Annotated in this window: 25 protein-coding genes; 7 read left to right on the top strand and 18 right to left on the bottom strand. The window is 66.4% G+C overall.

Annotated features, from left to right (window positions below; translation table 11 throughout):
• Positions 1-8 precede the first annotated feature (8 nt).
• The 14 genes from murD to C8K14_RS04805 all read right to left on the bottom strand — a co-directional run bounded on the left by murD (position 9) and on the right by C8K14_RS04805 (position 13,891).
• On the bottom strand, positions 9-1,304 hold the full coding sequence (gene murD, locus C8K14_RS04740) for a UDP-N-acetylmuramoyl-L-alanine--D-glutamate ligase (protein ID WP_107715870.1): 1,296 nt from the start codon (positions 1,302-1,304) through the stop codon (positions 9-11).
• Positions 1,301-2,365 (bottom strand): phospho-N-acetylmuramoyl-pentapeptide-transferase, encoded by a 1,065-nt coding sequence (gene mraY / locus C8K14_RS04745; protein ID WP_107715871.1) that lies wholly within the window; start codon positions 2,363-2,365, stop codon positions 1,301-1,303. The genes murD and mraY overlap by 4 nt, the downstream gene beginning before the upstream one ends.
• A complete protein-coding gene (gene murF / locus C8K14_RS04750; protein ID WP_107715872.1) occupies positions 2,366-3,871 on the bottom strand; it encodes a UDP-N-acetylmuramoyl-tripeptide--D-alanyl-D-alanine ligase in 1,506 nt (501 codons plus the stop codon).
• On the bottom strand, positions 3,868-5,334 hold the full coding sequence (locus C8K14_RS04755) for a UDP-N-acetylmuramoyl-L-alanyl-D-glutamate--2,6-diaminopimelate ligase (RefSeq protein ID WP_107715873.1): 1,467 nt from the start codon (positions 5,332-5,334) through the stop codon (positions 3,868-3,870). Before C8K14_RS04755 ends, murF begins: the two co-directional genes overlap by 4 nt.
• Positions 5,331-7,070, bottom strand: coding sequence for a penicillin-binding protein 2 (locus C8K14_RS04760; protein WP_107715874.1), 1,740 nt, complete (start codon positions 7,068-7,070; stop codon positions 5,331-5,333). The genes C8K14_RS04755 and C8K14_RS04760 overlap by 4 nt, the downstream gene beginning before the upstream one ends.
• Entirely contained in the window at positions 7,067-7,864 is a 798-nt protein-coding gene (locus tag C8K14_RS22995; RefSeq protein ID WP_233250904.1) for a hypothetical protein, read from the bottom strand. Before C8K14_RS22995 ends, C8K14_RS04760 begins: the two co-directional genes overlap by 4 nt.
• Positions 7,861-8,865 (bottom strand): 16S rRNA (cytosine(1402)-N(4))-methyltransferase RsmH, encoded by a 1,005-nt coding sequence (gene rsmH / locus C8K14_RS04770; protein WP_233250905.1) that lies wholly within the window; start codon positions 8,863-8,865, stop codon positions 7,861-7,863. Before rsmH ends, C8K14_RS22995 begins: the two co-directional genes overlap by 4 nt.
• Positions 8,862-9,362: a division/cell wall cluster transcriptional repressor MraZ gene (locus C8K14_RS04775; RefSeq protein ID WP_107715875.1), complete on the bottom strand. Its 501-nt coding sequence runs from the start codon at positions 9,360-9,362 to the stop codon at positions 8,862-8,864. Before C8K14_RS04775 ends, rsmH begins: the two co-directional genes overlap by 4 nt.
• Before the next feature lie 401 nt (positions 9,363-9,763).
• Positions 9,764-10,081: a hypothetical protein gene (locus C8K14_RS04780; RefSeq protein ID WP_233250906.1), complete on the bottom strand. Its 318-nt coding sequence runs from the start codon at positions 10,079-10,081 to the stop codon at positions 9,764-9,766.
• 47 nt (positions 10,082-10,128) lie between these two features.
• A complete protein-coding gene (locus tag C8K14_RS04785) occupies positions 10,129-11,127 on the bottom strand; it encodes a cysteine synthase A (protein ID WP_022676166.1) in 999 nt (332 codons plus the stop codon).
• A 62-nt stretch (positions 11,128-11,189) separates the two neighbouring features.
• Complete coding sequence (ccmB, locus tag C8K14_RS04790; RefSeq protein WP_107715876.1) at positions 11,190-11,852, bottom strand: heme exporter protein CcmB; 663 nt, start codon at positions 11,850-11,852, stop codon at positions 11,190-11,192.
• Positions 11,849-12,469, bottom strand: coding sequence for a heme ABC exporter ATP-binding protein CcmA (gene ccmA / locus C8K14_RS04795; protein ID WP_107715877.1), 621 nt, complete (start codon positions 12,467-12,469; stop codon positions 11,849-11,851). The genes ccmB and ccmA overlap by 4 nt, the downstream gene beginning before the upstream one ends.
• 4 nt (positions 12,470-12,473) lie before the next feature.
• A complete protein-coding gene (locus C8K14_RS04800; RefSeq protein WP_107715878.1) occupies positions 12,474-13,277 on the bottom strand; it encodes an SDR family oxidoreductase in 804 nt (267 codons plus the stop codon).
• The gene (locus C8K14_RS04805; RefSeq protein ID WP_107716011.1) at positions 13,274-13,891 is read right to left on the bottom strand and encodes a DNA-3-methyladenine glycosylase; all 618 of its coding nucleotides are present in this window, start codon (positions 13,889-13,891) and stop codon (positions 13,274-13,276) included. The genes C8K14_RS04800 and C8K14_RS04805 overlap by 4 nt, the downstream gene beginning before the upstream one ends.
• Before the next feature lie 127 nt (positions 13,892-14,018).
• Between C8K14_RS04805 and C8K14_RS04810 the strand changes: the two genes are divergently transcribed.
• The gene (locus tag C8K14_RS04810) at positions 14,019-14,324 is read left to right on the top strand and encodes a 2Fe-2S iron-sulfur cluster-binding protein (RefSeq protein WP_107715879.1); all 306 of its coding nucleotides are present in this window, start codon (positions 14,019-14,021) and stop codon (positions 14,322-14,324) included.
• A 75-nt stretch (positions 14,325-14,399) separates the two neighbouring features.
• On the opposite strand, the gene argC is transcribed toward C8K14_RS04810, so the two are convergent.
• The 3 genes from argC to C8K14_RS04825 all read right to left on the bottom strand — a co-directional run bounded on the left by argC (position 14,400) and on the right by C8K14_RS04825 (position 17,174).
• Positions 14,400-15,329, bottom strand: a complete 930-nt coding sequence (argC, locus tag C8K14_RS04815; protein WP_054130597.1) for an N-acetyl-gamma-glutamyl-phosphate reductase — start codon at positions 15,327-15,329, stop codon at positions 14,400-14,402.
• Positions 15,326-15,694, bottom strand: coding sequence for a hypothetical protein (locus C8K14_RS04820; protein ID WP_107715880.1), 369 nt, complete (start codon positions 15,692-15,694; stop codon positions 15,326-15,328). The genes argC and C8K14_RS04820 overlap by 4 nt, the downstream gene beginning before the upstream one ends.
• Positions 15,695-15,776: 82 nt before the next feature.
• The gene (locus C8K14_RS04825) at positions 15,777-17,174 is read right to left on the bottom strand and encodes a M17 family metallopeptidase (RefSeq protein WP_107716012.1); all 1,398 of its coding nucleotides are present in this window, start codon (positions 17,172-17,174) and stop codon (positions 15,777-15,779) included.
• Positions 17,175-17,278: 104 nt separating this feature from the next.
• Between C8K14_RS04825 and C8K14_RS04830 the strand changes: the two genes are divergently transcribed.
• From C8K14_RS04830 to C8K14_RS04850, 5 genes are all read left to right on the top strand, one after another.
• A complete protein-coding gene (locus C8K14_RS04830) occupies positions 17,279-18,091 on the top strand; it encodes a PdaC/SigV domain-containing protein (protein WP_233250907.1) in 813 nt (270 codons plus the stop codon).
• Between the two features lie 290 nt (positions 18,092-18,381).
• The gene (map, locus tag C8K14_RS04835; protein WP_054130601.1) at positions 18,382-19,212 is read left to right on the top strand and encodes a type I methionyl aminopeptidase; all 831 of its coding nucleotides are present in this window, start codon (positions 18,382-18,384) and stop codon (positions 19,210-19,212) included.
• 292 nt (positions 19,213-19,504) lie between these two features.
• Positions 19,505-19,843, top strand: coding sequence for a P-II family nitrogen regulator (locus tag C8K14_RS04840; RefSeq protein ID WP_022676151.1), 339 nt, complete (start codon positions 19,505-19,507; stop codon positions 19,841-19,843).
• Positions 19,844-20,003: 160 nt separating this feature from the next.
• Positions 20,004-21,413, top strand: a complete 1,410-nt coding sequence (gene glnA / locus C8K14_RS04845) for a type I glutamate--ammonia ligase (protein ID WP_022676152.1) — start codon at positions 20,004-20,006, stop codon at positions 21,411-21,413.
• A gap of 205 nt (positions 21,414-21,618) precedes the next feature.
• Positions 21,619-22,137: a CHAP domain-containing protein gene (locus C8K14_RS04850; RefSeq protein WP_107715882.1), complete on the top strand. Its 519-nt coding sequence runs from the start codon at positions 21,619-21,621 to the stop codon at positions 22,135-22,137.
• Between the two features lie 289 nt (positions 22,138-22,426).
• Here the strand turns inward: C8K14_RS04850 and C8K14_RS04855 are convergent, their stop codons facing one another.
• Entirely contained in the window at positions 22,427-24,718 is a 2,292-nt protein-coding gene (locus C8K14_RS04855) for a bifunctional diguanylate cyclase/phosphodiesterase (protein WP_054130602.1), read from the bottom strand.
• A 199-nt stretch (positions 24,719-24,917) separates the two neighbouring features.
• Between C8K14_RS04855 and C8K14_RS04860 the strand changes: the two genes are divergently transcribed.
• Complete coding sequence (locus tag C8K14_RS04860) at positions 24,918-25,067, top strand: lmo0937 family membrane protein (protein WP_022676155.1); 150 nt, start codon at positions 24,918-24,920, stop codon at positions 25,065-25,067.
• The last annotated feature ends 127 nt before the right edge of the window (positions 25,068-25,194 follow it).

A 25,194-nucleotide genomic window follows, 5' to 3' on the forward strand; every position in this document is an offset into this window, starting at 1 on the left:
CATGCCGGTCAGTTCCCTGCCGTGAGGGCGGCGACGATCTGGCGGAAGCATTCGCCGCGCGCCTCGAAATCGCGGAACTGGTCGAAACTGGCACAGGCCGGCGACAGCATGATCACATCGCCCGGCACGGCCTGCGCCATGGCGGCACGCACGGCATCGCCCAGCATCTCGGCGCGCGTCACCGGCAGTACCGGCTCCAGGATTTCGGCAAAGCGCGGGCCCGCCTCACCAATGGTATAAGCGTGCACGACATGGCTGAAATGCGGCGCGCACTCGTCAAGATCATCGCCCTTGGGCAGGCCGCCAACGATCCAGTGGATGCGCGGAAAGGCGGCCAGCGCCGGCGCGGTGGAAGCCGGATTGGTGGCCTTGCTGTCGTTCACGAACAGCACACCATCCTTTTGCGCCACGCGTTCCATGCGGTGGGGCAGCCCCACGAAGCTGGCGAGGCCCGCCTCGATCGTCGCCTCGTCCAGTCCAAGATAGCGCGCCGCGCCCACCGCCGCCGCCGCATTGGCGCGGTTGTGCGGGCCCTGTAGCGATGGCCACTGCGCCGGATCACCGGGCAGATCGATCGCGTTGATGAAAGTGAAGTTGGCGCCTTCCGGGGCAAAGCGCAGCACGTCGTCGTCAAGCTCTGCCCGCATGTCCACCAGCGCGAGGTGGCCCGGCGCCTGCATGCCAAACAGCCGCGCCTTGGACGCGACATAACCATCGTAGCCGTCGTAACGATCAAGGTGATCGGGGCTGAGGTTGAGCAGGATCGCCACATCGGCATCGAGCCGCTGCGTCAGATCGATCTGATAGCTCGACAGTTCCAGCACATAGACGCCGCCAGCGGGTAGCGGCTGCTGTTCGAGGATCGGCTTGCCGATATTGCCGCCCATCAAGGTGGGCACGCCCGCCTGCTGCAACAGATGATGGGTCAGCGCCGTGGTGGTGGACTTGCCGTTGGTGCCGGTAATCGCCACCACGCGATGGGGCGGCAGATCGCCGCGCGCCTGGGCAAACAGTTCGATATCGCCGATCACCGGCACGCCAGCGGCGCGGGCATGGGCGGCGATCGGATGGCGGTTGAGCGGCACGCCGGGGGAAACCACGATCCCGGCAAAACCGGCCAGATCGATCGCCAGCGGATCAGCCAGGGTCACGCGCCCTTCCAGCGCGGCGCGCGGTTCCTCGCGCGCGTCCCACGCGGTGACCAGTGCGCCGCTGGCCAGCAGGCATTCCACCGTGGCCATGCCCGAGCGCGCCAGGCCGAGCACGGCATACTTTTTTCCAGCAAAGGCAGGCGAGACGATCATCGCACCTTCAGCGTGGCAAGGCCAAGCAGCGCCAGCACGATCGAGACGATCCAGAAGCGGATCACCACGGTCGATTCCTTCCAGCCGAGCTGCTCGAAATGGTGGTGGATCGGGGCCATGCGGAACACCCGCTTGCCCGTGCGCTTGTAGACGAAGACCTGGACGATCACCGAAACGGCTTCCATCACGAACAGCCCGCCGACGATCGCCAGCACGATTTCATGGTGCGCGGCCACCGCGATCACGCCCAGCGTGCCGCCCAGCGCCAGGCTGCCGGTGTCGCCCATGAACACCGCCGCCGGCGGCGCGTTGAACCACAGGAACGCCAGGCCCGCGCCCATCACGGCAGCGCAATAGATCGCCAGTTCACCCGCACCCGGCACATGGGGAATGCCCAGGTAATGGGCATAGTCGGCGCGGCCCGCCAGATAGGCGATGATCGCAAAGGTGCCGCAGGCGATGATCACCGGCATGATCGCCAGCCCATCGAGCCCGTCGGTCAGGTTCACGGCATTGCCCGCGCCCACGATGACGAAGGCGGCGAACACGAAATAGAACGGCCCCAGCGGGATATAGAGGTTGCTGAACACCGGGACGTAGAGATTGGTTTCGGTCACCACCAGCCACGCGGCGATCCCGGCGATCACGAATTCCAGCAGCAGGCGCACCTTGGCCGGCACGCCCTGGTGGGCATATTTGGTGACCTTGTCGTAATCGTCCATGAAGCCGATCAGGCCAAAGCCGAGCGTGACGATCAGACAGGCCCAGACATAGCGGCTCGACAGGTCCATCCACAGCAGCAGGCCCAGCACCAGCGCCGTCACGATCATCAATCCGCCCATCGTCGGCGTGCCGCGCTTGGCCAGGTGGCTTTGCGGCCCATCCTCGCGGATCGGCTGGCCCTTGCCCTGGCGCATGCGCAGCATGTTGATGAAGCGCGGCCCGATCAGCAGCCCGATCAACAGCGCGGTCAGCAGCGACGCCCCGGCCCGGAACGACTGATAGCGAAAGAGATTGGTCAGGCCTTCATAATGCAGCCAGTGAGCCAGGAGATAGAGCATTCACCGTTCCTTGTCAGGCCAGCGCCCTGACCCCAACAGGTCAACCAGCGCGCCCAGACCAACCGAATTCGAACCTTTTACGAGGATGGCGTCCCCGCCCGCAATGCCGATCCGCGCCAGCACGTCTGCTGCCTCGGCACTCGTTTGCACATGATCGACTTGCAGGGGCGCTGCAAGCGCGGCCCCGTCGCTTTTCCCCAATGCGGCGGCCAATGCCGCCATTTCGGGGCCAACGAGCACGGCATGGGCAATGCCGGCGGCCAGCACGGACCCAGCCAGTTCGGCGTGATAGCGATCTTCATCGGCGCCCAGTTCGCGCATTGCGCCCAGCACCGCGATGCGCCGCGCCGCAGGCGTGGCGCCCAGGCCCGCGAGCGTTACGGCCATCGAGGCAGGATTGGCATTATAGCTTTCGTCGATCACCAGCGCGGTGCCGCTGCCATCGCCGCCATCGACAGCCACCTGATGGCGTGCGCCACGCCCGGCCAGCCCGGCCATTTCAGCCAGCGCTAGGCCGGCCGCACCCAGGTCTCCACCCACGGCGCGCACGGCGGCCATCACCGCCAGCGAATTGATCACCCAGTGATCGCCCGGCTGCGCCACGGTATAGCACAACTTACCGCCGCCTTCGCCGAAACCACCCAGGTCGGCCGTGACGAGCGAGCCACCGCCAGGCGCCGGCACCACATCGAGCAGGCGCACATCGGCATGGGCCGCACGGCCGAAGGCGATGATCACGCCGGCATGCTGGGCCGCCTTGGCGCGCAGGCGTTCATAATGCGGGCTGTCGGCCGGGATGATCGCGATGCCGCCCGCCTCCAGCCCTTCGAAGATTTCGCCCTTGGCATCGGCGATGGCTTCCTCGCCGCTAAAGTGGCCGATGTGCGCGGGCGCGATGGTGGTGACGATGGCCACATGCGGGCGCACCAGCCGGGTGAGCGCCGAAAGCTCTCCGGCATGGTTCATGCCCATCTCGAACACGCCGAACTGAGTGCGCGCGGGCATGCGCGCCAGGCTGAGCGGCACGCCGACGTGGTTGTTGTAGCTTTTGACCGAGCGATGCGCCCGCCCCCGGCTGCCGCGATCGAGCGCGGCAAACAGCGCTTCCTTGACCGAGGTCTTGCCGGCCGATCCGGTCACCCCGATCACCCGCGCTTCGGGCGCCAGACGCGCACGCGCCGCACGGCCCAGGGCATCGAGCGCGGCGGTGGTATCGTCAACCAGCACATGCGGATGCAGCACCGAATGCTCCACCACCGCAGCGGCAGCACCCTTGCCGAATGCGCCGGTGACAAAGCGGTGGCCATCCGCGCTTTCGCCGCGCAGCGCGAGGAACAGGTCGCCCTCCATCACCTCGCGGCTGTCAAACGCCACCCCGCCCACGGCAAACGCGACAGAGGCCTTGCCGCCGGTTGCCGCCGCGATCTCCTGCGCTGTCCACAGGGCCAGCGGGGTGTCGTCCTCGGCCTCAAGCGGCCAGTCGATCAGGGCGGCGGCTGCGGTCATCCGGTTATCTCTCCCACGCATTCACGGGCCACCTGCACGTCATCGAACGGCAGCACCCGCATGGCTTCACCACGCCCCACGATCTGTCCCTGTTCGTGGCCCTTGCCGGCCACCAGCACGATATCCCCCTTGCCCGCCTGGCCCACGGCATGGGCAATCGCGGCGCGGCGATCGGCCACTTCCACGGCGCGGCCATCGCACCCGGCCATCACGGCAGCGCGGATCGCGGCCGGGTCTTCGCCACGGGGATTGTCATCGGTCACGATCACCAGATCAGACCCGGCGCAGGCCGCCGCGCCCATCGGCGCGCGCTTGCCGGTATCGCGATCGCCGCCCGCACCGATGACGGTGATCAGCCGCGCGCCGACATGCGGGCGCAGCGCGGCAATCGCCGCCTCGATCGCGTCGGGCGTGTGGGCATAGTCGACATAGACCGGCGCCCCGGCGCGGTTGATCGCCGCGCGTTCCAGCCGCCCGCGCACCGGCTGCAGGCGGGCCAGTGCATCGAGCGTTGCCGCCGCCGCGCCGCCGCTGGCGATGACCAGCCCCGCCGCCACCAGCGCGTTGGCCGCCTGATAGGCGCCAATCAGCGGCAGCGTAACCTTGCGCGTGGCGCCATCGTGCACCAGTTCCAGCACCTGGCCCAGTTGGGTCGGCGTGCGGCCAGCCAGGCGGATCGCCTCACCCTTTTCACCCACGGTCAGCGCCTTGAGGCCGCGCGCGGTGACATGGGCCAGGGCCTTGTCGCTCCAGGCGTCGTCGGCCCAGACCACCGCCGTGCCGCCCTCGGCGACCACTTCGTCAAACAGGCGCATCTTGGCCGTGAAATAGGCGTCCATGGTCTCGTGATAATCGAGATGGTCGCGGCTCAGGTTGGTAAAGCCGCCAGCCACCACACGCAGCCCTTCATTGCGGAACTGCGAAAGGCCATGGCTTGATGCTTCATAGGCAACATGGCTCACCCCTTCGCGGGCCAGGCCATGCATGTTGGCCAGGAACGTCACGATATCGGGCGTGGTCAGCCCGGTCGATACGCTTTCATCAGCCGTGGTCACGCCCAGCGTGCCGATCGAAGCGGCGGCATGGCCGGCCATGCGCCACAGCTGGCGCGTCATTTCCACGGTCGAGGTCTTGCCGTTGGTGCCGGTCACAGCCACCACGGTTTCCGGCACCGGGGCAAAGAACGGCGCGGCGAGATGCGCGAACAGGCGGCGCGGATTGGCGTCGGCGATGTGCACGGCGCCTTCCACGCGCGCTTCGGGCCGGGCGACCACCGCGACGGCGCCAGCGGCGATGGCGGCGGGAATGAAGTCTTCACCATTCACCTGCGCGCCGGCAAAGGCGCCAAACACCGTGCCCGGCGCCACCTTGCGGTTGTCGATGGCAAAGCCGGTTACGTTGATGTCAGCGGCTGCCTCGGGCAGCGCCACGCCGGCAGACCGTGCCAGCACACCCAGCTTCATTCACCTTCTCCACTGCCGATCAACGGCGAAAGATCCGAAATATCCACGTCGCGGCTGCCGTCGGGCACCACGCCCAGCAGCGGCCCGATGCGCGGCACCACGCGGCCCACAATCGGCGCCGCGTTCCAGGCCGCCGTGCGCTGGCCCGAGGTGGCCGCCGTGCCTTGCGGTTCATCGAGCATGGCGATGACCACATAGCGCGGCTTGTCCATCGGGAACGCGGCGGCAAAGGTCGCGACCAGCGACGTCTTGCGATAACCGCCATTGCCGGGCTTTTCGGCCGAGCCGGTCTTGCCGCCCACGCGGAAGCCCGAGGCATCGGCCTTGCGGCCCGTGCCATCGGCCACGATCATGCGCAGCAACTGGCGGATGCGCGCGCTGGTCGATGCCTTGAACACCCGGGTGCCGGCGGGAATGTGCGCCGGATCGACCTTGAACAGCGTGGCCGGGCGCCAGATGCCGCCATTGACCAGCGCGGCATAGGCGCAGGCCAGATGCAGCGGCGTGACGGCGATGCCGTGACCATAGCTGACCGTCATGGTGGTGATCCGGCTCCAGTCGCCAGCCTTGTTTTCGCCATGCGGCCACAGCGGGAAACCGCGCGCCGGCAGCTCGATCGTGGGGCGCTGGTTCATGTGCAGCGCCATCATCGTCTGCCTCAGCAGCGGGCCGCCCAGCTTGTCGGCCACTTGCGCGGTGACGATGTTCGACGAGTGGATCAGCGCCTCGGGCACGTTGAGCGAGGCGCCGAAGTTGTGGCTGTCATGAATGGTGCGCCCGGCAATGTGCAGCGGCGCGGTTGGATAGCGCACCGACAGATCGGTCACGACGCCGGCATCGATCGCGGCCGCAATGGTGATCGGCTTGAAGGTGGAGCCAAGCTCGTACACCTGGTTCGATACGCGGTTGAACACCAGGTCGTTGAACGCGCGGTCTGACCGATTGGGGTTGAACGAAGGGAGCGAGGCGAGCGCGATCACTTCGCCGCTATCGACATCGAGCACGATGCCGGCCGCGCCCTTGGCGTTGCTTTCCTGCATGCCGCGCAGCAGCTCGTCTTCCAGCGCACCCTGGGCGCGCGAATCGAGCGAGAGTTCCACCGGGGTGCCGCGCTGCGCCGGATCGAGCAGGCGGGGTTCGAGCACCTGCTCCATCCCGACGTGGCCCTTGCCCTCTTCATCGACGTAGCCCAGCACGTTGGCCGCGAGCGAGCCTTGCGGATAATAGCGCTGATTCTCGCGCGGGAATTCCAGCGCCGGTTCGCCCAGCGCGAACACGCGGTTGGCTTCCTCGGGCAGCACGCGCTTGCGCAGATAGCTGCCCTTGCCCGATTTCAGCCGGGCAACCAGATCCTTGTAATCGGCATCGGGAAAGATCTGCATCAAGGCGCGGGCCACTTCCTCGGGCGTCTTGACCAGGGGATTGCCCTTTTCGCCCAGCGCCTTGGGATTGAACCACAGCGAATAGGACGGGAACGCGCGGGCCAGCGGCACGCCGTTGCGATCGGTGATCTCGCCGCGCGGGGGCAGCAATGCCTCGGCCAGCGAGCGGCGATCGGGCGCCTGTTCGAACAGGCCCAGCTGCGTCAGGCGCACCAGCGCCGTCAGCGTCAGGAAGACAAAGCCCACCGCGACCACCAGGACGCGAACCTTGGCAGTGACCAGCGAACGCTGGCGCACGCTGGCCAGCTGGACGCGGCCGGTGGCGATGGCGGCCGAGGCGGTAAGCTGGTTCACCGGCTCGTCTTCACTCCTGTCTTGCGATCCCCGCGGGCACTCTTTTGCGCAGTCTTGACCGGCGGCTTGGCCTTGGCCTTCGCCTTGTCCTTGCCGCCTTTACCATCCCTGGCGTCTGCCCGGGCAGACTTGGTGCCAGCCTTAGTCCGCGCGGCGGTCTCGCGGGAAGCCTTGGACGCGGTCTTCTCCACACCTGCCGTGTGCTTGGCTGTGGTCTTGTCGTGCTTTTCGCGCTTTTCGTCGCGCGCCGCCACCGTATGGTTGGTGGCCGCATGCAGCGTGCCGAGCTTTTCGGCCAGCGTGGCGGTTGCCTGGGCATGGTCGAGCGGGCGGCTGCGCGGCTTGCCGGCGCCAGCATCATCGCTTTCCGCCTCGTGCGTTTCCGACAGCGGCCGCACCGCCGGGTGATCGCCCGACAGCGCCGGGAACGCGGCAGCGGCAATCACGCTGTCATCCACCGTGGCCACGCGGATCGGCGCGGGCGCATCAGGTTCGGCCGGCTTGCTCAACACCGCGAGTTGGCGTTCATTTTCCAGATATTGCCCGGCAACCGGGGCGACATAGCCGAATTCAAGATCGTTCCACGCCTTGAGCTGCTGCTGGTTGGCGCGCGTTTCGAACTCGGTTTCCAGGTACATCTTCTGCTGCTTGAGCGCCACGATCTGGCCCTCGGCCCGATGCACCTGGCTGCGCAGGGCATTGACCCGGAACGACAGGATCATGACCAGTGCGCCGCACACTGCAAGCAGGGCGAGCCAACCGATCGAACGCAGGCGTTGAGCAGACAGGATCATGCCGACAGGTTCCCCGCAAGCGCGCGCGCTGGGGCAGCGGTTCGCACCGCCCAGCGCAAGGTGGCAGACCTGGCGCGCGGATTGCGCGCCTCTTCTTCAGGGCCAGGGCGGATCGCCGCCGATGGCTTTTCGAACACGGCCGCAAAGGCTTGCGCCTGGGGCGGCAGATGGCGCGAGCCCGCAGGCGTGGCGCCCGCCGCCTCGCGCAGGAACTGCTTGACGATACGGTCTTCCAGGCTGTGGAAGCTGACCACGGCCAGCCGTCCGCCCGGCGCCAGCAGGCGCTCAGCCGCATCAAGCGCGGCGCGCAACTCATCCAGTTCGCCGTTCACGTGAATGCGCACCGCCTGGAAGCTGCGCGTGGCCGGGTCCTTGGCCGCCCCAGGGCGATACCCCAGCGCCTTGCGCACCACGGCGGCGAATTGCCCAGTGGTGGTCAGCGGGCGCGCGGCCACCACCGCGCGCGCGACGCGGCGCGATTGCCGCTCTTCACCGTAGATATAAAGCACATCGGCGATCTCGGCCTCGTCGGCCTCGTTCAGGAAATCGGCCGCACTCATCCCATCCTGCGACATGCGCATGTCGAGCGGACCATCGCTGGAAAAGGCAAAGCCACGCTCGCGCTGGTCAAGCTGCATCGAGCTGACCCCGATATCGAGCACCACGCCCTGCACCTGGCCAACCCCGGCTTCGGCCAGGGCGGTGGCCATTTCCGAAAAACGGCGCGGATGGAGCACGAGGGTGGGCGCGTCACCCTGGGTTTCGGGCCAGAGGCGGCCAGCAGCGATCGCATCGGGATCGCGATCAAAGGCATGGACGGTGGCGCCCTGCGCCAGGATCGCGCGGGTATAGCCGCCCGCACCGAACGTGCCGTCGACGATCACCTCGCCCGGCTGGGGTGCCAGCGCGGCGATCACTTCATCGAGCAGCACGGGAATGTGCGGGGCCTGCGCCGGCACAGCTGCCGAGGGCGGCAGGTCGGTGGGCAATTGCGCGCTCACTTGCGCTTCGCCTTTTGCGCCGCTTCGGCCATCAGCGCGCGGCAGGTCGCCTTGGCGCTGTCCCAGCCGCTGTCCATCGTGAACAGCACGTCGGGTGCCCAGATGGTGAAGAATTCCCCGCCGCCATGAAAATAAAGCGCGTCGTTCACGCTGGCCTGCTCCCCCAGGTGATCGGGCAGGATGAAACGACCGGATTCGTCAAAGCTGGCACGCAGGAAACCATAAAGCTGGGCGGCACGGGTGTCAGGGTCAAAGTCGTCGCCGCGCTTGAAGGCCATTTCCTCTTCCCGGGCAATGCGGGCGGGAAAGGTTTCCACGCGGGACAGCCCGAAACCGGTGAGGCAGGGGAACTTGTGATGGCGATCGAGGCAAAGCAGGCGCTGGCCCTGCGAAGCGTCTTTCACGGTGGCGCGGAAGTCTGCGGGCAGGACGAAGCGGTTCTTCTCGCCACGCGGCGAGAAGCCCTGCCCCCAATAGTTTGACGGTGCTCCCGCCACGTCCCGTCACCACCTTGCCCGCCGGACAAAAGCTCCCCGTCGACGGCTGATGTGCGCACACCAGCCGAACCATCCCCCACGGATGCGACATGAAAGCTTGTCCCGATGGCGCCATGCTATCGCGGGACGCCCCGGGCGAAAAGGGGAAATTGCGGGAAAGAACGGTCAGAAGCTGATTCGATTGAGGTTTTTTATGGTATTTTACGCTTAACCATAGATATGTTCACTTTATGTTTCACATTGAAGCCCTTGGAATCCCGCCAGTTTCCGAATCACGCCCGTTTCGGAGATGCTTTTTCCCGCGCTTTCCCGTGAATGAACGGGAATGATCGGCGGGTTGGCCCGTGCTTTCCCCGAACAGGGCGGATTTGCCACCTGGGGGCAATCCGCAGTGCGGCGGATCAGTGCTGCTGGCTGGGGTTCTGCTGCGCGGGGGCGGCGCCCACCGGCAGTTCGGGGGCCACGCCCATGTCGACCAGCGGGTCGTTGGCGGCCGTGGCGCTCGCTTCCACCGTGGGATCGAGTGCGGCCGCGCGGTTGGCCAGGGTCACCCGCTCCATGACGACATTGGCCAGGCTGATCAGCAGGATGATCCCGCCCAGGCCAAACAGCCCCACTTGCAGGCGATAGACCGCCTGCGCGCGCAGTTCACGGGGCGAAAGCGGGACATGATGCACCGGCGCGATCGGCGCAGCCGATGCGGCCCCGAACGGAGTCAACTTGCGTTCGCGATGCAATCGGAACAGCGCCATCGCGCGGCTATAGCTTATTGCTCAAGCCACGGGAAGATGGGCAGCCCCTTGGCGCGCAGCCATTCGGGATTGTAGAGCGACGAGAGATAGCGGAAGCCGGTATCGCACAGGATCGTGGCTACCCGCGCGCCAGGGCCGAGTTGCTTGGCCAGCGCCACTGCGCCTGCCACGTTGATTCCGCTCGACAGGCCCAGGCACAGCCCTTCCTCGGCCAAGAGGCGCTCGACCCAATAAAGCCCTTCCTGGTCGGAAATGCGGAACTGGGTATCGATCGGCGCGCCTTCCAGGTTGGCGGTGATGCGCCCCTGGCCGATGCCTTCGGCGACAGAAGATCCTTCGGCCTTGAGTTCGCCATGGGCGTAATAGTTGTAGAGCGCGGCGCCATGAGGATCGGCAAGGCCCACGGTGATCTTTTCGTCAAAGGCCTTGAGGCCCATGCCGGTGCCGGCGATCGTGCCACCGGTGCCCGCCGCGCAAATGAACCCATCGACGCGGCCATCCATCTGCGCCCAGATTTCGGGCGCAGTGCTTTCGATATGGGCGCGGCGGTTGGCAATGTTGTCGAACTGGTTCGCCCAGATCGCGCCTTCGGTTTCCTCGGCAATGCGGCGCGAGGTGTGGACGAAGTGGTTGGGATTGGAAAAGGGTGCGGCCGGCACCAGCACAAGCTCTGCCCGCAGCGCGCGCAGCGTGTCCATCTTTTCGCGCGACTGCGTCTCGGGCATGACGATCACGCTTTTGTAGCCCAGCGCATTGGCGACCAGCGCCAGGCCGATGCCGGTGTTGCCCGCCGTACCTTCGACGATGGTGCCGCCCGGCTGCAGCGCGCCGCGTTCCTCGGCATCGCGCACGATCCACAACGCGGCGCGATCCTTGACCGAGGCACCGGGGTTGGCAAATTCGCACTTGCCATAGATTTCGGCGCCAGCCGCCTCGCTCGGGCCGGCCAGGCGCACGAGCGGGGTATTGCCGATCAGGGAGAGGCTGTCAGGGACGATCGCGGAAGCAGTCATGCCTTGCGAGGTAAGGCGCCATGACGCAAACGGCAACCCAATTGCGCTTGGGGCCGGCAAAGCTATTCGCGCGCCGCCCGGATCGCCGCTGCCCCGGCAAACGGCGCCACGGCCAAGGCCACCAGGCTGCATGCGGCCAACAGGCCCAGGCCGCCCTCGCCCCCCGGTTGCAGCGAACCGGCCCCGAAAATCAGCAGCGGAACAGTCAGTGGAATGGCCAACAGCCCGCCCAGCGCCGCACCGGCGCGCAGGCCGGCAGTGAGCGCGGCGATCGTCACGCCAATCGCGGCAAGCCCCGGCGTGCCGAGCAGCAGCCCCCATTCGACCATGGCCAATTGCCCGGCATCGAGCGAGAGCAGCCCGGCAGCAATCGGCGCGGCTAGCAGCAGCGGCACGCCAAAGCTGATCCAGTGGGCCACGATCCGTACCATCAGCAGCACTTCTTCCGACAGGCCGCGCAACGCCCACTGATCGAACAGCCCGGCCTCCACGTCAGGCTCCACCAGCCGATCGAGCGGCAGGATCGCGGCCAGCAGCGCCGCGACCCAGATCACGCCCGCCCCGGTGCGAGCCAGCAGGCGCGCATCCGGCCCCACCGCAAAGGGATAGAGCATCGCCACGGCAAGGAAGAACAGCAGCGGCAGCGCCGCCCCGCCCCGTCCCTGCGCGCCGCGCAGCAGCAGCGCCAGATCGCGGCGGAAGATCGGCCAGATGCGCGCGATCATGCCCAGTCTCCATCGCCATCGCCATCATCGTTTTGCGGCGCGGGGACGTGATCGGCCATGGTCAGGGTCTGCACCCCGGCCAGCGCCAGCGGCTGGTGCGAGGCGATGACCACCAGGCCCCCTGCGGCGCGGTGCGCCTCGATCGCGGCTTGGGCCTTGGCCGCCCAGGCCGTGTCGAGGCCATTGAGCGGTTCGTCGAGCAGCCAGATCGGCGCCTGCGCTGCAGCCAGGCGCGCCAGCGCGGCGCGCTTCTTCTGCCCGGTGGAAAGATAGCGCACCGGCACATCGGCCAGATCAGCCAGGCCAAAGGGATCATCCGGCGTAGGCACGGTGCCATCGATCGCGTGCCAGAACGCCAGCGCCTGGCCCAGCGGCTGATGCGGATCGAGCGCGAGCCGCTCGTCGACCAGAGCCACGGCGCCGGCGCGCTCCACGCTACCGGCAAAGGGCCGCATCAGGCCCGCCAGGATGCGGATCAAGCTGGATTTACCGATGCCATTGGCGCCGGCCAGATGCAGCGCCTGTCCCGCTTCCAGCGCAAAGCCCACGCCGCGAAACAGCACGCGATCGCCACGCCGACAGGCAAGGTCATGGGCGGCAAGATGGGGCGCGGTCATGTGATCAAGCCGTAGCCGTGCCACCGCCCCGCCGCAACCGGCGGCGCAGCGTGCCCGGCAGCCAGCGCGCGGCAAAGGCCAGGCGCCGCGCCGTGGGGCCGACCAGCATATGCAGGCGCGGCCCATGCACCGCCTGCCACGCCGCCTCAGCCACGGCATCGGGCGTGCCGATCTCCAACCCCTGGCGCACCACTGCGTCTGTGATCGTGCCGGGCGTGGCGGCATTGGGTGCGTGTTCGAGCAGCGGCGTGGCGATGAAGCCAGGCATGAGGCTGCGCACGGCAATCCCATCGCCCGCCCATTCGGCGTCGAGCGCCTCGGTCAGCGCGCGCAGGCCCGCCTTGGTGGCGGCATAGACCGACGTGCCCGGCGTGCCATAGAGCGCAGCCGCGCTGGCGGTGTTGAGCAGGCAGGCGCCCTGCCCCGCGGTCGCCTTGAGCCAGGGATAGGCCGCCCGTGCGCCCAGCGTGGCGCCGGTCAGGTTGATCGCGATCACCCGTTCGATTTCGTCCACCGCGCACTGCGCCAGGGCGCCGCCCAGCGGCACGCCGGCGTTGTTGGCGACGACATGGATCACGCCGCCCCCTGCCGCTGCGGCCAAGCCCAAGGCAATGTCCCACCCAGCGGCATCGCGCACGTCGAGCAGGTGAGCTGACCAGCGCCCGGCCGGCAGCAGCGCACCGGTCTGTGCCATGCCGGCGCTATCGACATCGGCCAGCGCCACAAACCAGCCTTCCCGGGCAAAGCGGATGGCGATGGCCCGGCCGATGCCCGACGCGCCACCGGTGACGAAGATGCATTTCGTCATAGCGCGGGATTGGCATAGCAATGCCAGGTAAACAGCGCGAGGGCGCCGCGATGCGGGCGCCAGGGCTCGGCCAGAGCGCGCGTTTCCTTCTCGCTCGGCCGTTCCGGCAGGCCCAGCAACTTGCCCAGGCCAACCTGCACGGCAAGGTCTCCTGCTGGCCAGATATCGGGCCGCCCTTCGGCAAACAGCAAATAGATTTCGGCAGACCAGCGGCCCACGCCCTTGATCTGCACCAGTTGGGCAATGGCCGCCTCATCATCATCGGGCAAGGCCGCCAGATCGAGCGCGCCCGATACCACCAGTTCGCACAGCGAGCGGGCATAGCCCTGCTTCTGGCGAGACAGGCCACAGCTGCGCAGCGCATCGAAATCGGCCGCGAGCAGATCGGCCGGCGGCATGTCGGGCCCCAGCAGCGCTTCGAGCCGCGCCCACACCGATGCGGCCGCCGCCACGCTCACCTGCTGCCCGACGATGGTGCGCAGCAGCGTACGGTAGCCGGTTTCGCGAATGCGCGGTTCGGGATAGCCGACTTTGGCCAAAGCTGCGGCAAAAGCCGGGTTCTGCGCGGCGAGATGATCCAGTCCCGCCGTGATCGCCTGGTTAGAAAGTCCCATTCGGCGCTGCATCCCTTCGCACATGCTCAAATTTTTCTGGCCAATATTTTCCCAGGGCATTAGCAGCCGGGACGAAGGGCGAACAGAGATCGATGCGAATCCCGCCCACCATGAGGAGCTTTAGACAATGCCGAAGCTTGTTGTCGTCGATCGTGCCGGTGCCGAAAAGGCCATCGAAGTGGATAGCGGCCTTACCGTGATGGAAGCCATCCGCGATAACGGCTTTGACGAATTGCTTGCCCTGTGCGGCGGGTGCTGCTCGTGCGCCACGTGCCATGTCTATGTCGATGATGGCGCCGACGCGCTGCCGGCGATGAGCGAAGACGAGAACGACCTGCTCGACAGCTCGGACCACCGCACCGCCACGTCGCGCCTGTCGTGCCAGCTGCCGGTCGTCGATGGCCTCAAGGTCACCATCGCGCCGGAAGACTGATCTTTCGCGCGTTGACGCAAAAAAAGGCGCCGGGGCATCGCTCCGGCGCCTTTTTTTGCGGATGAGGATCGCGAATTACAGCGACAGACCCGCGGTTTCCGGTAGGCCTGCCATCAGATTGAGCGTCTGCACCGCCGCGCCGCTGGCGCCCTTGCCCAGATTGTCGAGCTGGGCGACGAGGCGCACCTGGGTGCCATCCTTGCTGCCAATCACGCTCAGCGCGAGGCCGTCCCACGCCTGGGCGCTGCGGCGCATCAGGAACTCGCCCTCGGCCGGCGCGCCGTGCTTGACGCTGACGATCGGGCTGCCGGCATAGAACGCGTCCAGCGCCGCGAACATCGCCTCTGCCGAACCGGCGCCGGGCATCGCTTGCAATGACAGTGGCACTTCCACCACCATGCCGCGCAGCGCCGGCACCACCGCCGGGCTGAACAGCGGAGCGACCGAAAGACCGGCATAGGCAGTCATTTCCGGCACGTGCTTGTGCCCGAAGGCCAGGCCATAGCCGCGCCAGGCAATGTCGGTATCGTCTTCGAACCGGGCGATCAGCGCCTTGCCGCCGCCGGAATAGCCCGACACCGCATGCACGACATAGGGCCAGTTGGCCGGCAGCAGGCCAGCGCGCACCAGTGGCGCAACCAGGGCGATGAACCCGGTGGGATAGCAGCCGGGATTGGATACGCGGCGCGCATTGGCCACGGCATCGCGACCGACCACTTCGGGCAGGCCATAAGTCCAGCCTTCGGCCACGCGGTGCGCGGTGGAGGCATCGATCACGCGCGTGGTATCGTTGGCGACCATCGCCACGGCCGCGCGCGCGGCATCGTCGGGCAGGCACAGGATCACCACGTCGGCGGCGTTGATCGCCTCGGCCCGGGCGCCATCATCCTTGCGGCGGGCTTCGTCCAGCGTGATCAGCGCAAATTCGCTGCGGCCAGCCAGCCGCTCGGCAATTTCCAGGCCGGTCGTGCCGGCAGCGCCATCGATGAAAACCTGCGTGGTCATGCTACCAACTCCAGCGCAGAAAGCGGCACATAGCCCACCAGGCCGCCTTCATCCGATGCCTGGCCCCAGGCCCAGCCGCCGGCCATGTCGAGCACGGCAAAGGTTTCACCCGCCGGCAGTTGCGCGATGGCCTCGGCATCGCTGCGCCCGGCCTTGAGCAAAGCCGTTTCAGCGACCACGCGGTGCAGCATCGGCACGGCATAGTGCGGCACGAAGACGCGGCCAGCCAGGCGGACATGCGCCAGATCGCCACGAACCGGCAGGCGCAGCGGATCGACCTTGGCCGAAGGGCCGGAAAGAGCCAGTTCTCCCTCGGGCGCTACGGCCGGGGAAACGACAAGGGCAAGATCGGATTCGGCAGACAAGGCGGGTTCCCGGACATTCGCAAAGGCGCGCGCTTAGCCGCCCTTGCCCCGGGATTCAAGTTTTGCGCCATCCGCGCCGCGTTCAGCCCGCCGCGTAGCGCCCCTGCAGTAGGCCCCAGGCCGCGCGCAGCCCCAGCGCTTCACCACCCTTGGGCCGGCCCGGCTTGCCCACCGGGCGCCAGGCAAAGGTATCGAAATGCAGCCAATCGATTCCCTCGCCGACAAAGCGATCGAGGAACAGCGCCGCCACGCTAGCCCCGGCAAAACCATTGCTGGGCGAATTCTGCAGATCGGCGACATCGGATTTCAGCCATTCGCGATAGGCATCGTGCAGCGGCAACTGCCAGCACGGATCATCGCGCCCGATCCCGGCGGCGAGCAGAGCCTGCGCCGTCTCGTCGCGCCGGGCAAACATCGCCGGCAGATCGGGGCCCAGTGCCACCCGCGCCGCGCCGGTCAGCGTGGCAAAGTCGATCACCAGTTCGGGCTTGGCCTCGCTCGCACGGGTCAGCGCGTCGCCCAGCACCAGGCGCCCTTCGGCATCGGTGTTGGTCACTTCCACGCTCAAGCCCTGGCGCGTGCGCAGAATGTCTCCTGGGCGGAAAGCGTTGCCGGAAATGGCATTTTCCACTGCCGGGACCAGCAGATGCAACCGCACCGGCAGGTTTTGCCCCATGATCAGCCCGGCCAGCGCCAGGGCATGGGCCGCGCCGCCCATGTCCTTTTTCATCAGCGCCATGCCCGAGGCCGGCTTGATATCGAGGCCGCCGGAATCAAAGCACACGCCCTTGCCCACCACGGCCACGCGGGGATGGCTGGGGTTCCCCCATTCCAGCTCGATCAGGCGCGGGGCATGGCTTCGCGCGGCGGCGCGACCCACCGCATGGACCATCGGATAGTCCCGCTCCAGCATATCGCCGGCAATCACATGGATCGTGGCGTGGTGCGCCTTGGCCAGCGCGCGGGCTTCCGCCTCCAGTTGCGCCGGGCCCATGTCTTCGGCGGGGGTATTGACCAGATCACGCACCATGGTGACCGCCGCCGCTTCGGCCAGGGCCAGCGGCAGGGCGCGCACCGCGCTGGTCAGCAGCACGCGCGGGCCGGGCTCGCTGCCCTGGCTGCGATAGCGATCGAACCGGTATTGCGCGGTGATCCACCCATGCAGCGCGGGGGCGGCATCGCCCGCGCCGACCAGGCGATAGGTGCCGGCAGGCAGCCGCTCTGCCGCGCGGGCCAGGCACCAGGTGCCAAGCTTGGCGCGATCGGCGACGCCCGCCACCGCGATCCAGCCATCGCCATCCCCCTCGGGCACGACGGCCACCTCGCCGGCAGCGCCAGCAAAGGCTTGTGCCGTCAGCAGGGCACGCGCCTGGCCGCTGCGGGCGCGCAGCCAATCGGGCAGGCCTGCCTTGTCGACAATGTGCAGGGCAATCGCGCTCTGGTCGCGATCGGGCTGGATCAACGCGTTCTTGTCGGTCATCTTGGACCAGACCTTGGCGCAGGACGGCGCCAAGATCGAGAGGAAAATGCCCCGCGATGCCCCTTATGCCACCCCCCCGCCACTCTGCCCTGCTGCCTGCCCTGATGACACTGGCCATGCTTGCCGCCTGCAACCGCCAGCCGGCAACGCCCGCCCCGGCCAGCCAGGCCGCGCCGCCTGACACGACCACGACCACGGCCAGCGCCACCACCAGCCACGCCAGCGCCCAGGCGACGCAATCTTCCACCGCCGGGCATGCGGTGAAGGAAAGCACCGATGCCTATGAATTCAGCTATTCCTGGCCTGCTGCGGCCGATGCCCAGCCCGCCCTGCGTGCCCGGCTGGCGGCAGACGAGGCCGCCCAGCGCGCCACGCTCAAGCACGATGCCGAGCAGGGGCAGAAGGAAGCGGCGCGCGACAAGTATCCGTTCCATGCCTTTGGCCATTGGCAGGAATGGCAGGTTGTCGCCGACTTGCCCGATTGGCTCAGCCTGTCGAGCCTGGTCGGCAACGACAGCGGCGGCGCCCATCCCAACTATGGCTATGCCGCGATCCTGTGGGACAAGCGCGCCGGCCAGGCCCGCAATGCGCTAGACCTGTTCACCGCCCGCGCCGCGCTCACCGGCGCGATCCACGCCGATTTCTGCAAGGCACTGGACGCGCAACGCGCCAAGAAGCGCGGCAGCCATGCCAGCCTGGGCGGCGACAGTGGCTTTGACGCCTGCGTCGATCCCTTGGCGCAGACGGTGATCCTGGGCTCGCGCGGCAAGAAGGCGTTCGACCGCATCGGCTTCCTGATCGCGCCCTATGAAGCCGGGCCTTATGCCGAGGGATCGTATGAAGTGACGCTGCCGGTCACGCCGGCGGTGCTGGCGGCCGTGAAGCCGGAATGGCGCGGGGCTTTTGCTGTGCAGTAAAGTGCGGCTCGCGACTACGGGGTTTGTCGCGCCGACAAAGAAGCTGGACCCCGGATCAAGTCCGGGGTGACGATAGTCTTTATGGTGATTTTTTCTTCGTCACCCCGGACTTGATCCGGGGTCCAGCTATCTGCTTTGCCAGCCTCATGCGATCTTCGCGCACAAAGCCACGTAGCGAAATGCCATCTTCGTGCCTTCGTGGCTTCGTGTGAAGATATCCTGCCAGCTGGGCAGCCTGCGCCGCACGATCCAACCTCGCAATTTCGCGCGCGCCCCGCTATATCGTGGCGATGACCGAATATGTGACCGTAGACGACACCGAAACCGTCCTGCGCGACGGAACGATCAAGCTCCATGGGCCCGCCGGGTTCGAGGGCATGCGCAAGGCCGGGCGCCTGGCGGCCGAAATCCTTGATGCCGTGGCGCCGCTGGTGCAGCCCGGCGTGACCACTGCCGCCATCGACGATGTCGTGCGGCAGATGACGCTGGACGCTGGCGCGGTGCCGGCGACGCTGGGCTATCGCGGCTATGCGCATTCGTGCTGCATCTCGATCAACCATGTGGTGTGCCACGGCATTCCGTCGGACAAGACCTTCAAGGACGGCGATATCGTCAATATCGACGTGACGCCGCTGCTCGATGGCTGGCACGGCGATACCAGCCGGATGTATCTGGTTGGTGACGTGCCGTTGAAGGCGCGCCGCCTGGTCGACGTTACCTATGAGTGCCTGATGATCGGCATCGAGCAGGCCAAGCCCGGTGCGCGGCTGGGCGATATCGGCGCGGCGATCCAGGCCCATGCCGAAAAGCAGCGCTATGGCGTGGTTCGCGATTTCTGCGGGCACGGCCTGGGCCGCCTGTTCCACGATGCGCCCGAAGTGGTGCACGCCGCGCGCGCCGGCACTGGCCCGGTGCTCAAGCCCGGCATGTTCTTCACGATCGAACCGATGATCAATCTGGGCAAGCCCGCCGTGAAGATCCTCGACGATGGCTGGACGGCCGTCACGCGCGACCGTTCGCTGTCTGCTCAGTTCGAGCATTCGATCGGCATCACCGAAGACGGCTGCGAGATTTTCACCACCAGCCCCAAAGGCCTGCACAAGCCGCCTTACGCCGCCTGATCTCACGCTCTGCCCAGGCAGGGGCTGCCCAAAAAACAGGCAGCCCCTGCCTTTTATTTAAGCACTTTTCCGTCGCATCTGCGCAACAACCCGCATGATTTTGCACAGGGTTGGGTTGCATTCTTTCTTTCCCCCTGAATTTCCCGCTTTCGCACCGGGCGGCAATGGCCTAGGGCACTGTGCTTAACAGTGGCACGATTCTTGTTAGGATCGGGTCTGCGGACACGAGGAACATGCGCCTGCCCACACTTTCGTGGTGCAGCGCGGCATCAGGTGCAGGGGTCAGGAACCGGTGAAGAAGATCGAAGCGATCATCAAACCCTTCAAGCTCGACGAAGTGAAGGAAGCGCTGCACGAAATCGGCGTTTCGGGCATCACCGTGACCGAAGCCAAGGGTTTCGGCCGCCAGAAGGGCCATACCGAGCTCTATCGCGGCGCGGAATACGTCGTCGATTTCCTGCCCAAGGTGAAGCTCGAGGTCGTCGTGGCCGACGCCCTGGTGGAGCGCGTGGTGGAAGCCGTGGCGGCTGCTGCACAGACCGGCCGCATCGGCGATGGCAAGATCTTCGTGATCCCCATCGAAAGCGCCCTGCGCATCCGCACCGGCGAACGCGACAACGACGCGATCTGAACGAATTTCGCCGCAGCGTGCGCCTGGTCTCCACCCTGGGTGGAGGGCAGACCGGCGGTGCGGCGGGTGAAGCGGGGGTGGCCTTGGGACGGGCGGCCTCCTTTTCCAACCACCCCTGAAGCCCGCGTCTTTATCCAGCGGGCAAACAGAAGGACCAGCGATGGCAAGTGCAAAGGACATCCTCGCCCGTATCAAGGAAGAGGAAATCGAGTGGGTTGATCTCCGCTTCACCGACCCCAAGGGCAAGTGGCAGCACCTCACCATGGTGTCGTCGGTCCTGGGCGAAGACGAACTGGAAGACGGCCTGATGTTCGACGGCTCGTCGATCGAAGGCTGGAAGGCCATCAACGAGTCGGACATGATCCTCAAGCCCGACCTCGACTCGGTCTATGTCGATCCGTTCTCGGCCACGCCGATGCTGATCATCAACTGCGACATCGTCGAACCGTCGACCGGCGAACTCTATTCGCGCGATCCGCGTTCGACCGCCAAGCGCGCCGAAGCGTTCCTCAAGTCGACCGGCATCGGTGACACCGTCTATGTCGGCCCGGAAGCGGAATTCTTCCTGTTCGACGACGTCAAGTTCTATGACGGCTATGACGGCAACGGCTTCAAGATCGACGACATCGAGCTGCCGACCAACTCGAACAAGGACTACGAAGCCGGCAACCTGGCGCACCGTCCGCGTGCCAAGGGTGGCTACTTCCCCGTTGCCCCGGTCGACAGCTGCGTCGACATCCGCGGCGAAATGGTTTCGACCATGCTCGAAATGGGCCTGCCCTGCGACAAGCACCACCACGAAGTGGCCGCCGCGCAGCACGAACTGGGCCTGACCTTCGGCACCCTGGTGCAGACGGCCGACCGCATGCAGATCTACAAGTACGTCGTGCAGCAGGTCGCGCAGGCCTATGGCAAGACGGCCACGTTCATGCCCAAGCCGATCATGAAGGACAACGGCTCGGGCATGCACACCCACATCTCGATCTGGGATTCGGGCAAGCCCCTGTTCGCTGGCAATGGCTATGCTGGCCTGTCGGACATGTGCCTGTACTTCATCGGTGGCGTGATCAAGCACGCCAAGGCGCTGAACGCGTTCACCAACCCCACCACCAACAGCTACAAGCGCCTGGTGCCGGGTTATGAAGCGCCGGTGCTGCTGGCCTATTCGGCCCGCAACCGTTCGGCCTCGTGCCGCATCCCCTATGGCGCCGGCGCCAAGGCCAAGCGCGTGGAATTCCGTTTCCCCGACGCGATGGCCAACCCCTACCTCGCCTATGCCGCGCTGCTGATGGCTGGCCTCGACGGGATCAAGAACAAGATCCACCCGGGCGAAGCCATGGACAAGAACCTCTACGATCTGCCGCCAGCCGAACTCGCCGCCGTGCCGACCGTGTGCGGTTCGCTGCGCGAAGCGCTGGACTCGCTGGCCGCTGACCACGACTTCCTGCTCGATGGCGGCGTGTTCACCAAGGACCAGATCGAAAGCTACATCGAACTCAAGTGGCCCGAAGTGTTCCGTTGGGAAACCACGCCTTCGGCCGTCGAATTCGACATGTACTACAGCTCGTAAGCGAGCTGGCCTTGCCGCAGCGATGCGGCAGGCACGAAAGACAGACGCCCGGACCCAAGCGGTCCGGGCGTTTTTCGTGTCCGCCATGCTGCATTGCGAAAGTTATCCACAGCCAGGATGAATGCAGGATAAACGGCCCGTCGCGAGCGGTGAAGCGTGGGAACCCCCGGTTCCAGAATCCGCCGCAAACCCTAAGGTGCAGGCCATGCTTCGCACCGCACTCACCGCCCTGGCCGCCTTCGCTTCGCTTGCTGCACTGCCGAACGTGGCCCATGCCCGGCTCCAGTGCGTGACCTATGCCCGCCAGGTTTCCGACGTTCAGCTTTCGGGCAATGCGCGCGATTGGTGGGGCAATGCTGCGGGCACCTATGCCCGCGGGCAAGAGCCCAAGGCCGGTGCCGTCCTCGCGTTCCGCGCCTCGCACGCGATGCCCTATGGCCATGTCGCCGTGGTCAGCAAGGTGGTCGATGCCCGCCACGTGATGATCAACCATGCCAACTGGTCGCGCCCTGGCATGGTCGAACGCGGCGTGATGGCGGTTGACGTGTCGGCCGCTGGTGACTGGTCGGAAGTGCGCGTGTGGTACGGCCCGACCCAATCGCTCGGCATGCGCCCATCGCCCGCCTTTGGCTTCATCTATCCCCACGGCGCACCGGCCAGCGCCGCCCCGGTCACCCAGACCGCTGCGATCGAACTGGCCATGGTGGACAAGGCGCAGGGCTGAACGCTCCACGCTACGCCGAAGCAACAGAGCCGCCCGTTTCGGGCGGTTTTTTGTTGGCCGGGGTATTTGGGTTGGCGCGATCAGGAAGCGGGACCCCGGATCAAGTCCGGGGTGACTGTAAGTGTCTAGCGCCTATGTGAATTTCGTCACCCCGGACTTGATCCGGGGTCCCGCTATTCTACGCCAGCAACTGGCCCCTGGCCCAGAAAAGCGCATAGTCTGCACTCCCCCTCCGATGGACCTGCGGTCCGCCACCTCTCCCCCACGGTGTGGGGGAGGATTCTGGGTGTCAGATCGCCTGCTGCATGTGCTGGGCGGCGTTGCGGGCCAAAAGAGCGCAGGCCTGATCGGCCGGCAGCGCGGGCCAGAACAGGTGCCCTTGCACAAACTCGCACCCGGCGGCGTGGACCAGGCGGCGTTGCAGCTCGGTTTCCACCCCTTCGGCCACCACTTTCATGCGCAGGGTCTGCCCCAGCGCGACGATTGCCCCCAGGATCGATTGCGCATCGAGGTCGCTTTCGATGTTCTGCACGAACGAGCGGTCGATCTTGATGCGGTCGAACTGGAACGAGCGCAGGTAGCTCAGCGAGGAATAGCCGATGCCGAAATCATCCAGCGCGATGCGGAAGCCCATGTCCTGAAGCGTCGTGAGCGTTTGCGCCACATGATCGCTGCGATCGAGCATTACGCCCTCGGTCACTTCCAGGATCACCCGCTGCGGCGAGATGCCGGTTTCCTGCACCAACGCCGCGATCGTTTCGATAAAGCCCTGGGCCATGATCTGGATCGGCGAAAGATTGATCGAGATATCGGCGGCAGGCCAGTGCCGGCACTGCATGAACACACGGCGCAGCATCCAGGTGCCCAGCGGCACCATCAGCCCGGATTGTTCGGCAATCGGCACGAACACGCCCGGCCCGATATCGCCGCGCTCGGGGTGCGGCCAGCGCAACAGCGCCTCGAACCCTTCGATCTGCCACGTGGCGAGATCGACGATCGGCTGGAAGTGCGCCTCCAGTTCGTCGTTGGCGATGGCGCGGCGCAGTTCCAGCTCCAGTTCGCGCGCCAGCCGCTCGGTAGCGTCCATGCCGTTGGTATAGCAGCGATAGCGCGCGCGGCCGCCCTGCTTGGCCCGATAGAGCGCAATGTCGGCACGGCGCAGCAGTTCGGCGGCATCGTCGGTTTGCCCCGGCCCCCAGCTGATCCCGCATGAGCATGTCACGCCCAGGCTGTGCCCAGCGATGATGAACGGCTCGGCCATCAGGCCCACGATCTGACGCCCCAGCGCATTGGCCGCACCCAGCCCGCCCGTGGTGCGCCGCAGGACCACGAACTCGTCGCCGCCAAACCGTGCGATGAGGTCAGTCTGCAGCAATCCGCCGCGCAGGCGCTGCGCCACTTGGGTGACCAGTTCGTCGCCCACATGGTGCCCCATCGTGTCGTTCACGGTCTTGAACGCATCGAGATCGATATAGCCCACGAACACATCGCCCTGGCCGCCTGCCTGACGCTGGCGGTTGGCATCGGCCAGTTCCTCGCGCAGGCGTTCGGCAAAGTGCAGGCGATTGGCCAGGCCAGACATGGGATCATGCAGCGCGTTGTATTGCGCCTGGGCTTCGCTCAACTGCAGATGCTGCGTGGTGGCGCGCATACGCCGCACGATCATCACGCCACCGGCCAACACCGCCAGGAACAGGAAAATCCAGGTGGCGAGCAGCGGCGCCGTGCCGCGCCAGATGGCTGGCCCGGGCAATTGCGGCGTCCACACGAAGAAGCCCACCCGCGTGCCATCGGCGCTGAAGCGCGGCAGGGAATTGACCGTGCTCAGCGGCGGCAGCGTGCGCACGAAGTGAAAATCGGGCAGCAGCAGATCGGCCGCCAGCGCGTGCAGCACGCGATCATCGACCAGGCGCAGCGAAACGAGATAGCGCGGCTCGGTCGTGAGCAACGCATAGTTCCGATCGGGTACGATGGCCGCGGCGGTCAACAGCATCAGCCGGCCGTCATGCCAAACCAGCGACGACCCCCACCGCGAAAGCGGCGCGCCGCGCGCATCGAACGGCCACAGCGCCCCGCCCACGCGGCGAAACTGCGCCACCTGGCCATAGACGCGGCGGTTGCTGCGCGCCTGGGACAAAACCGATTCCACCTGCCAGCGCGCCTTGGCATAGGGATAGTCGGGCATCACCTGGCCGTGCCGCCAGCCGCGCACCAGCGTGCCGTTGGGTTCGACCAGCATGGTCTCTTCGGCGCCCTGGTTAGTCCACGGGAACACGCCCAGTTCGCGGTCCATCCATGGCAGATCAGTGTGCCGCACGGCATGCTGGACCGAATCATCCCACACCAGTTGCCCGGTCTGGCCGATGATTACCGTACGCACCCGCGTATCGAGATAGCGCGCGACCATCTCGCGCTCATCCTTGCGGGTAAAGGCATCGGCCACATGGATGGAATGATTGAGCGCTGCCATTAGCGCGCCCGACAGGGCCAGCAGTGCCGCGAACGTGGCACCGACAATCCAGCCCGTGCGCTGTTCCTCGCTCAACCTCGTGTCCCCCGGCCCGTGGATCTGGCGCGTCACGCACCAACCACTTGGGAAGCGTGGAGGAATATTACCAATAAATGGTTAGCGCCCGCCCCAAGCCTACGGTGAATCGCCTATTCCCGACGATTTTCAAATTCGGGAACCAGCCCTTTGGTGCACCGTTTACCAGCCACACAAGGATGCCAATCCGCGCCACCGCCACAGGCGGGGCGCCACCCGTTCCAGGAGCCCCGCCATGCTTTTGACCATCGCTCTCGTTCTGCTCGTGCTCTGGGCGCTGGGCGTCTTCGCCTTCAAGGTGACCGCCGGCGTCATCCACATTCTGCTGGTGCTCGCGCTGATCATCGGTCTGGTGCAGCTGTTTACCGGCCGCCGAACCGTCTAACAGACGCGCGTTTCCGGATAAGGCGCCGTGCATCGTCGTTTGGTGGTGCACGGCGCGAAACCCTATCCATTCTGCACAATACCTCCACTTGCCATCGCCGCCTGCGCTCCCTAAAAGTTAGCTTACC

Source organism: Novosphingobium sp. GV079 (genome assembly GCF_003058045.1).
GTDB lineage: Bacteria > Pseudomonadota > Alphaproteobacteria > Sphingomonadales > Sphingomonadaceae > Novosphingobium > Novosphingobium capsulatum.

What these genes read in the sequence shown, in the direction of transcription:
- murD (WP_107715870.1), bottom strand. Translation starts at nt 1,304, where the DNA reads ATGATCGTCTCGCCTGCCTTTGCTGGAAAAAAGTATGCCGTGCTCGGC.
- mraY (WP_107715871.1), bottom strand. Translation starts at nt 2,365, where the DNA reads ATGCTCTATCTCCTGGCTCACTGGCTGCATTATGAAGGCCTGACCAAT.
- murF (WP_107715872.1), bottom strand. Translation starts at nt 3,871, where the DNA reads ATGACCGCAGCCGCCGCCCTGATCGACTGGCCGCTTGAGGCCGAGGAC.
- C8K14_RS04755 (WP_107715873.1), bottom strand. Translation starts at nt 5,334, where the DNA reads ATGAAGCTGGGTGTGCTGGCACGGTCTGCCGGCGTGGCGCTGCCCGAG.
- C8K14_RS22995 (WP_233250904.1), bottom strand. Translation starts at nt 7,864, where the DNA reads ATGATCCTGTCTGCTCAACGCCTGCGTTCGATCGGTTGGCTCGCCCTG.
- C8K14_RS04785 (WP_022676166.1), bottom strand. Translation starts at nt 11,127, where the DNA reads ATGACTGCTTCCGCGATCGTCCCTGACAGCCTCTCCCTGATCGGCAAT.
- ccmB (WP_107715876.1), bottom strand. Translation starts at nt 11,852, where the DNA reads ATGATCGCGCGCATCTGGCCGATCTTCCGCCGCGATCTGGCGCTGCTG.
- ccmA (WP_107715877.1), bottom strand. Translation starts at nt 12,469, where the DNA reads ATGACCGCGCCCCATCTTGCCGCCCATGACCTTGCCTGTCGGCGTGGC.
- C8K14_RS04800 (WP_107715878.1), bottom strand. Translation starts at nt 13,277, where the DNA reads ATGACGAAATGCATCTTCGTCACCGGTGGCGCGTCGGGCATCGGCCGG.
- C8K14_RS04805 (WP_107716011.1), bottom strand. Translation starts at nt 13,891, where the DNA reads ATGGGACTTTCTAACCAGGCGATCACGGCGGGACTGGATCATCTCGCC.
- C8K14_RS04810 (WP_107715879.1), top strand. Translation starts at nt 14,019, where the DNA reads ATGCCGAAGCTTGTTGTCGTCGATCGTGCCGGTGCCGAAAAGGCCATC.
- argC (WP_054130597.1), bottom strand. Translation starts at nt 15,329, where the DNA reads ATGACCACGCAGGTTTTCATCGATGGCGCTGCCGGCACGACCGGCCTG.
- C8K14_RS04825 (WP_107716012.1), bottom strand. Translation starts at nt 17,174, where the DNA reads ATGACCGACAAGAACGCGTTGATCCAGCCCGATCGCGACCAGAGCGCG.
- C8K14_RS04830 (WP_233250907.1), top strand. Translation starts at nt 17,279, where the DNA reads ATGACACTGGCCATGCTTGCCGCCTGCAACCGCCAGCCGGCAACGCCC.
- map (WP_054130601.1), top strand. Translation starts at nt 18,382, where the DNA reads ATGACCGAATATGTGACCGTAGACGACACCGAAACCGTCCTGCGCGAC.
- glnA (WP_022676152.1), top strand. Translation starts at nt 20,004, where the DNA reads ATGGCAAGTGCAAAGGACATCCTCGCCCGTATCAAGGAAGAGGAAATC.
- C8K14_RS04850 (WP_107715882.1), top strand. Translation starts at nt 21,619, where the DNA reads ATGCTTCGCACCGCACTCACCGCCCTGGCCGCCTTCGCTTCGCTTGCT.
- C8K14_RS04860 (WP_022676155.1), top strand. Translation starts at nt 24,918, where the DNA reads ATGCTTTTGACCATCGCTCTCGTTCTGCTCGTGCTCTGGGCGCTGGGC.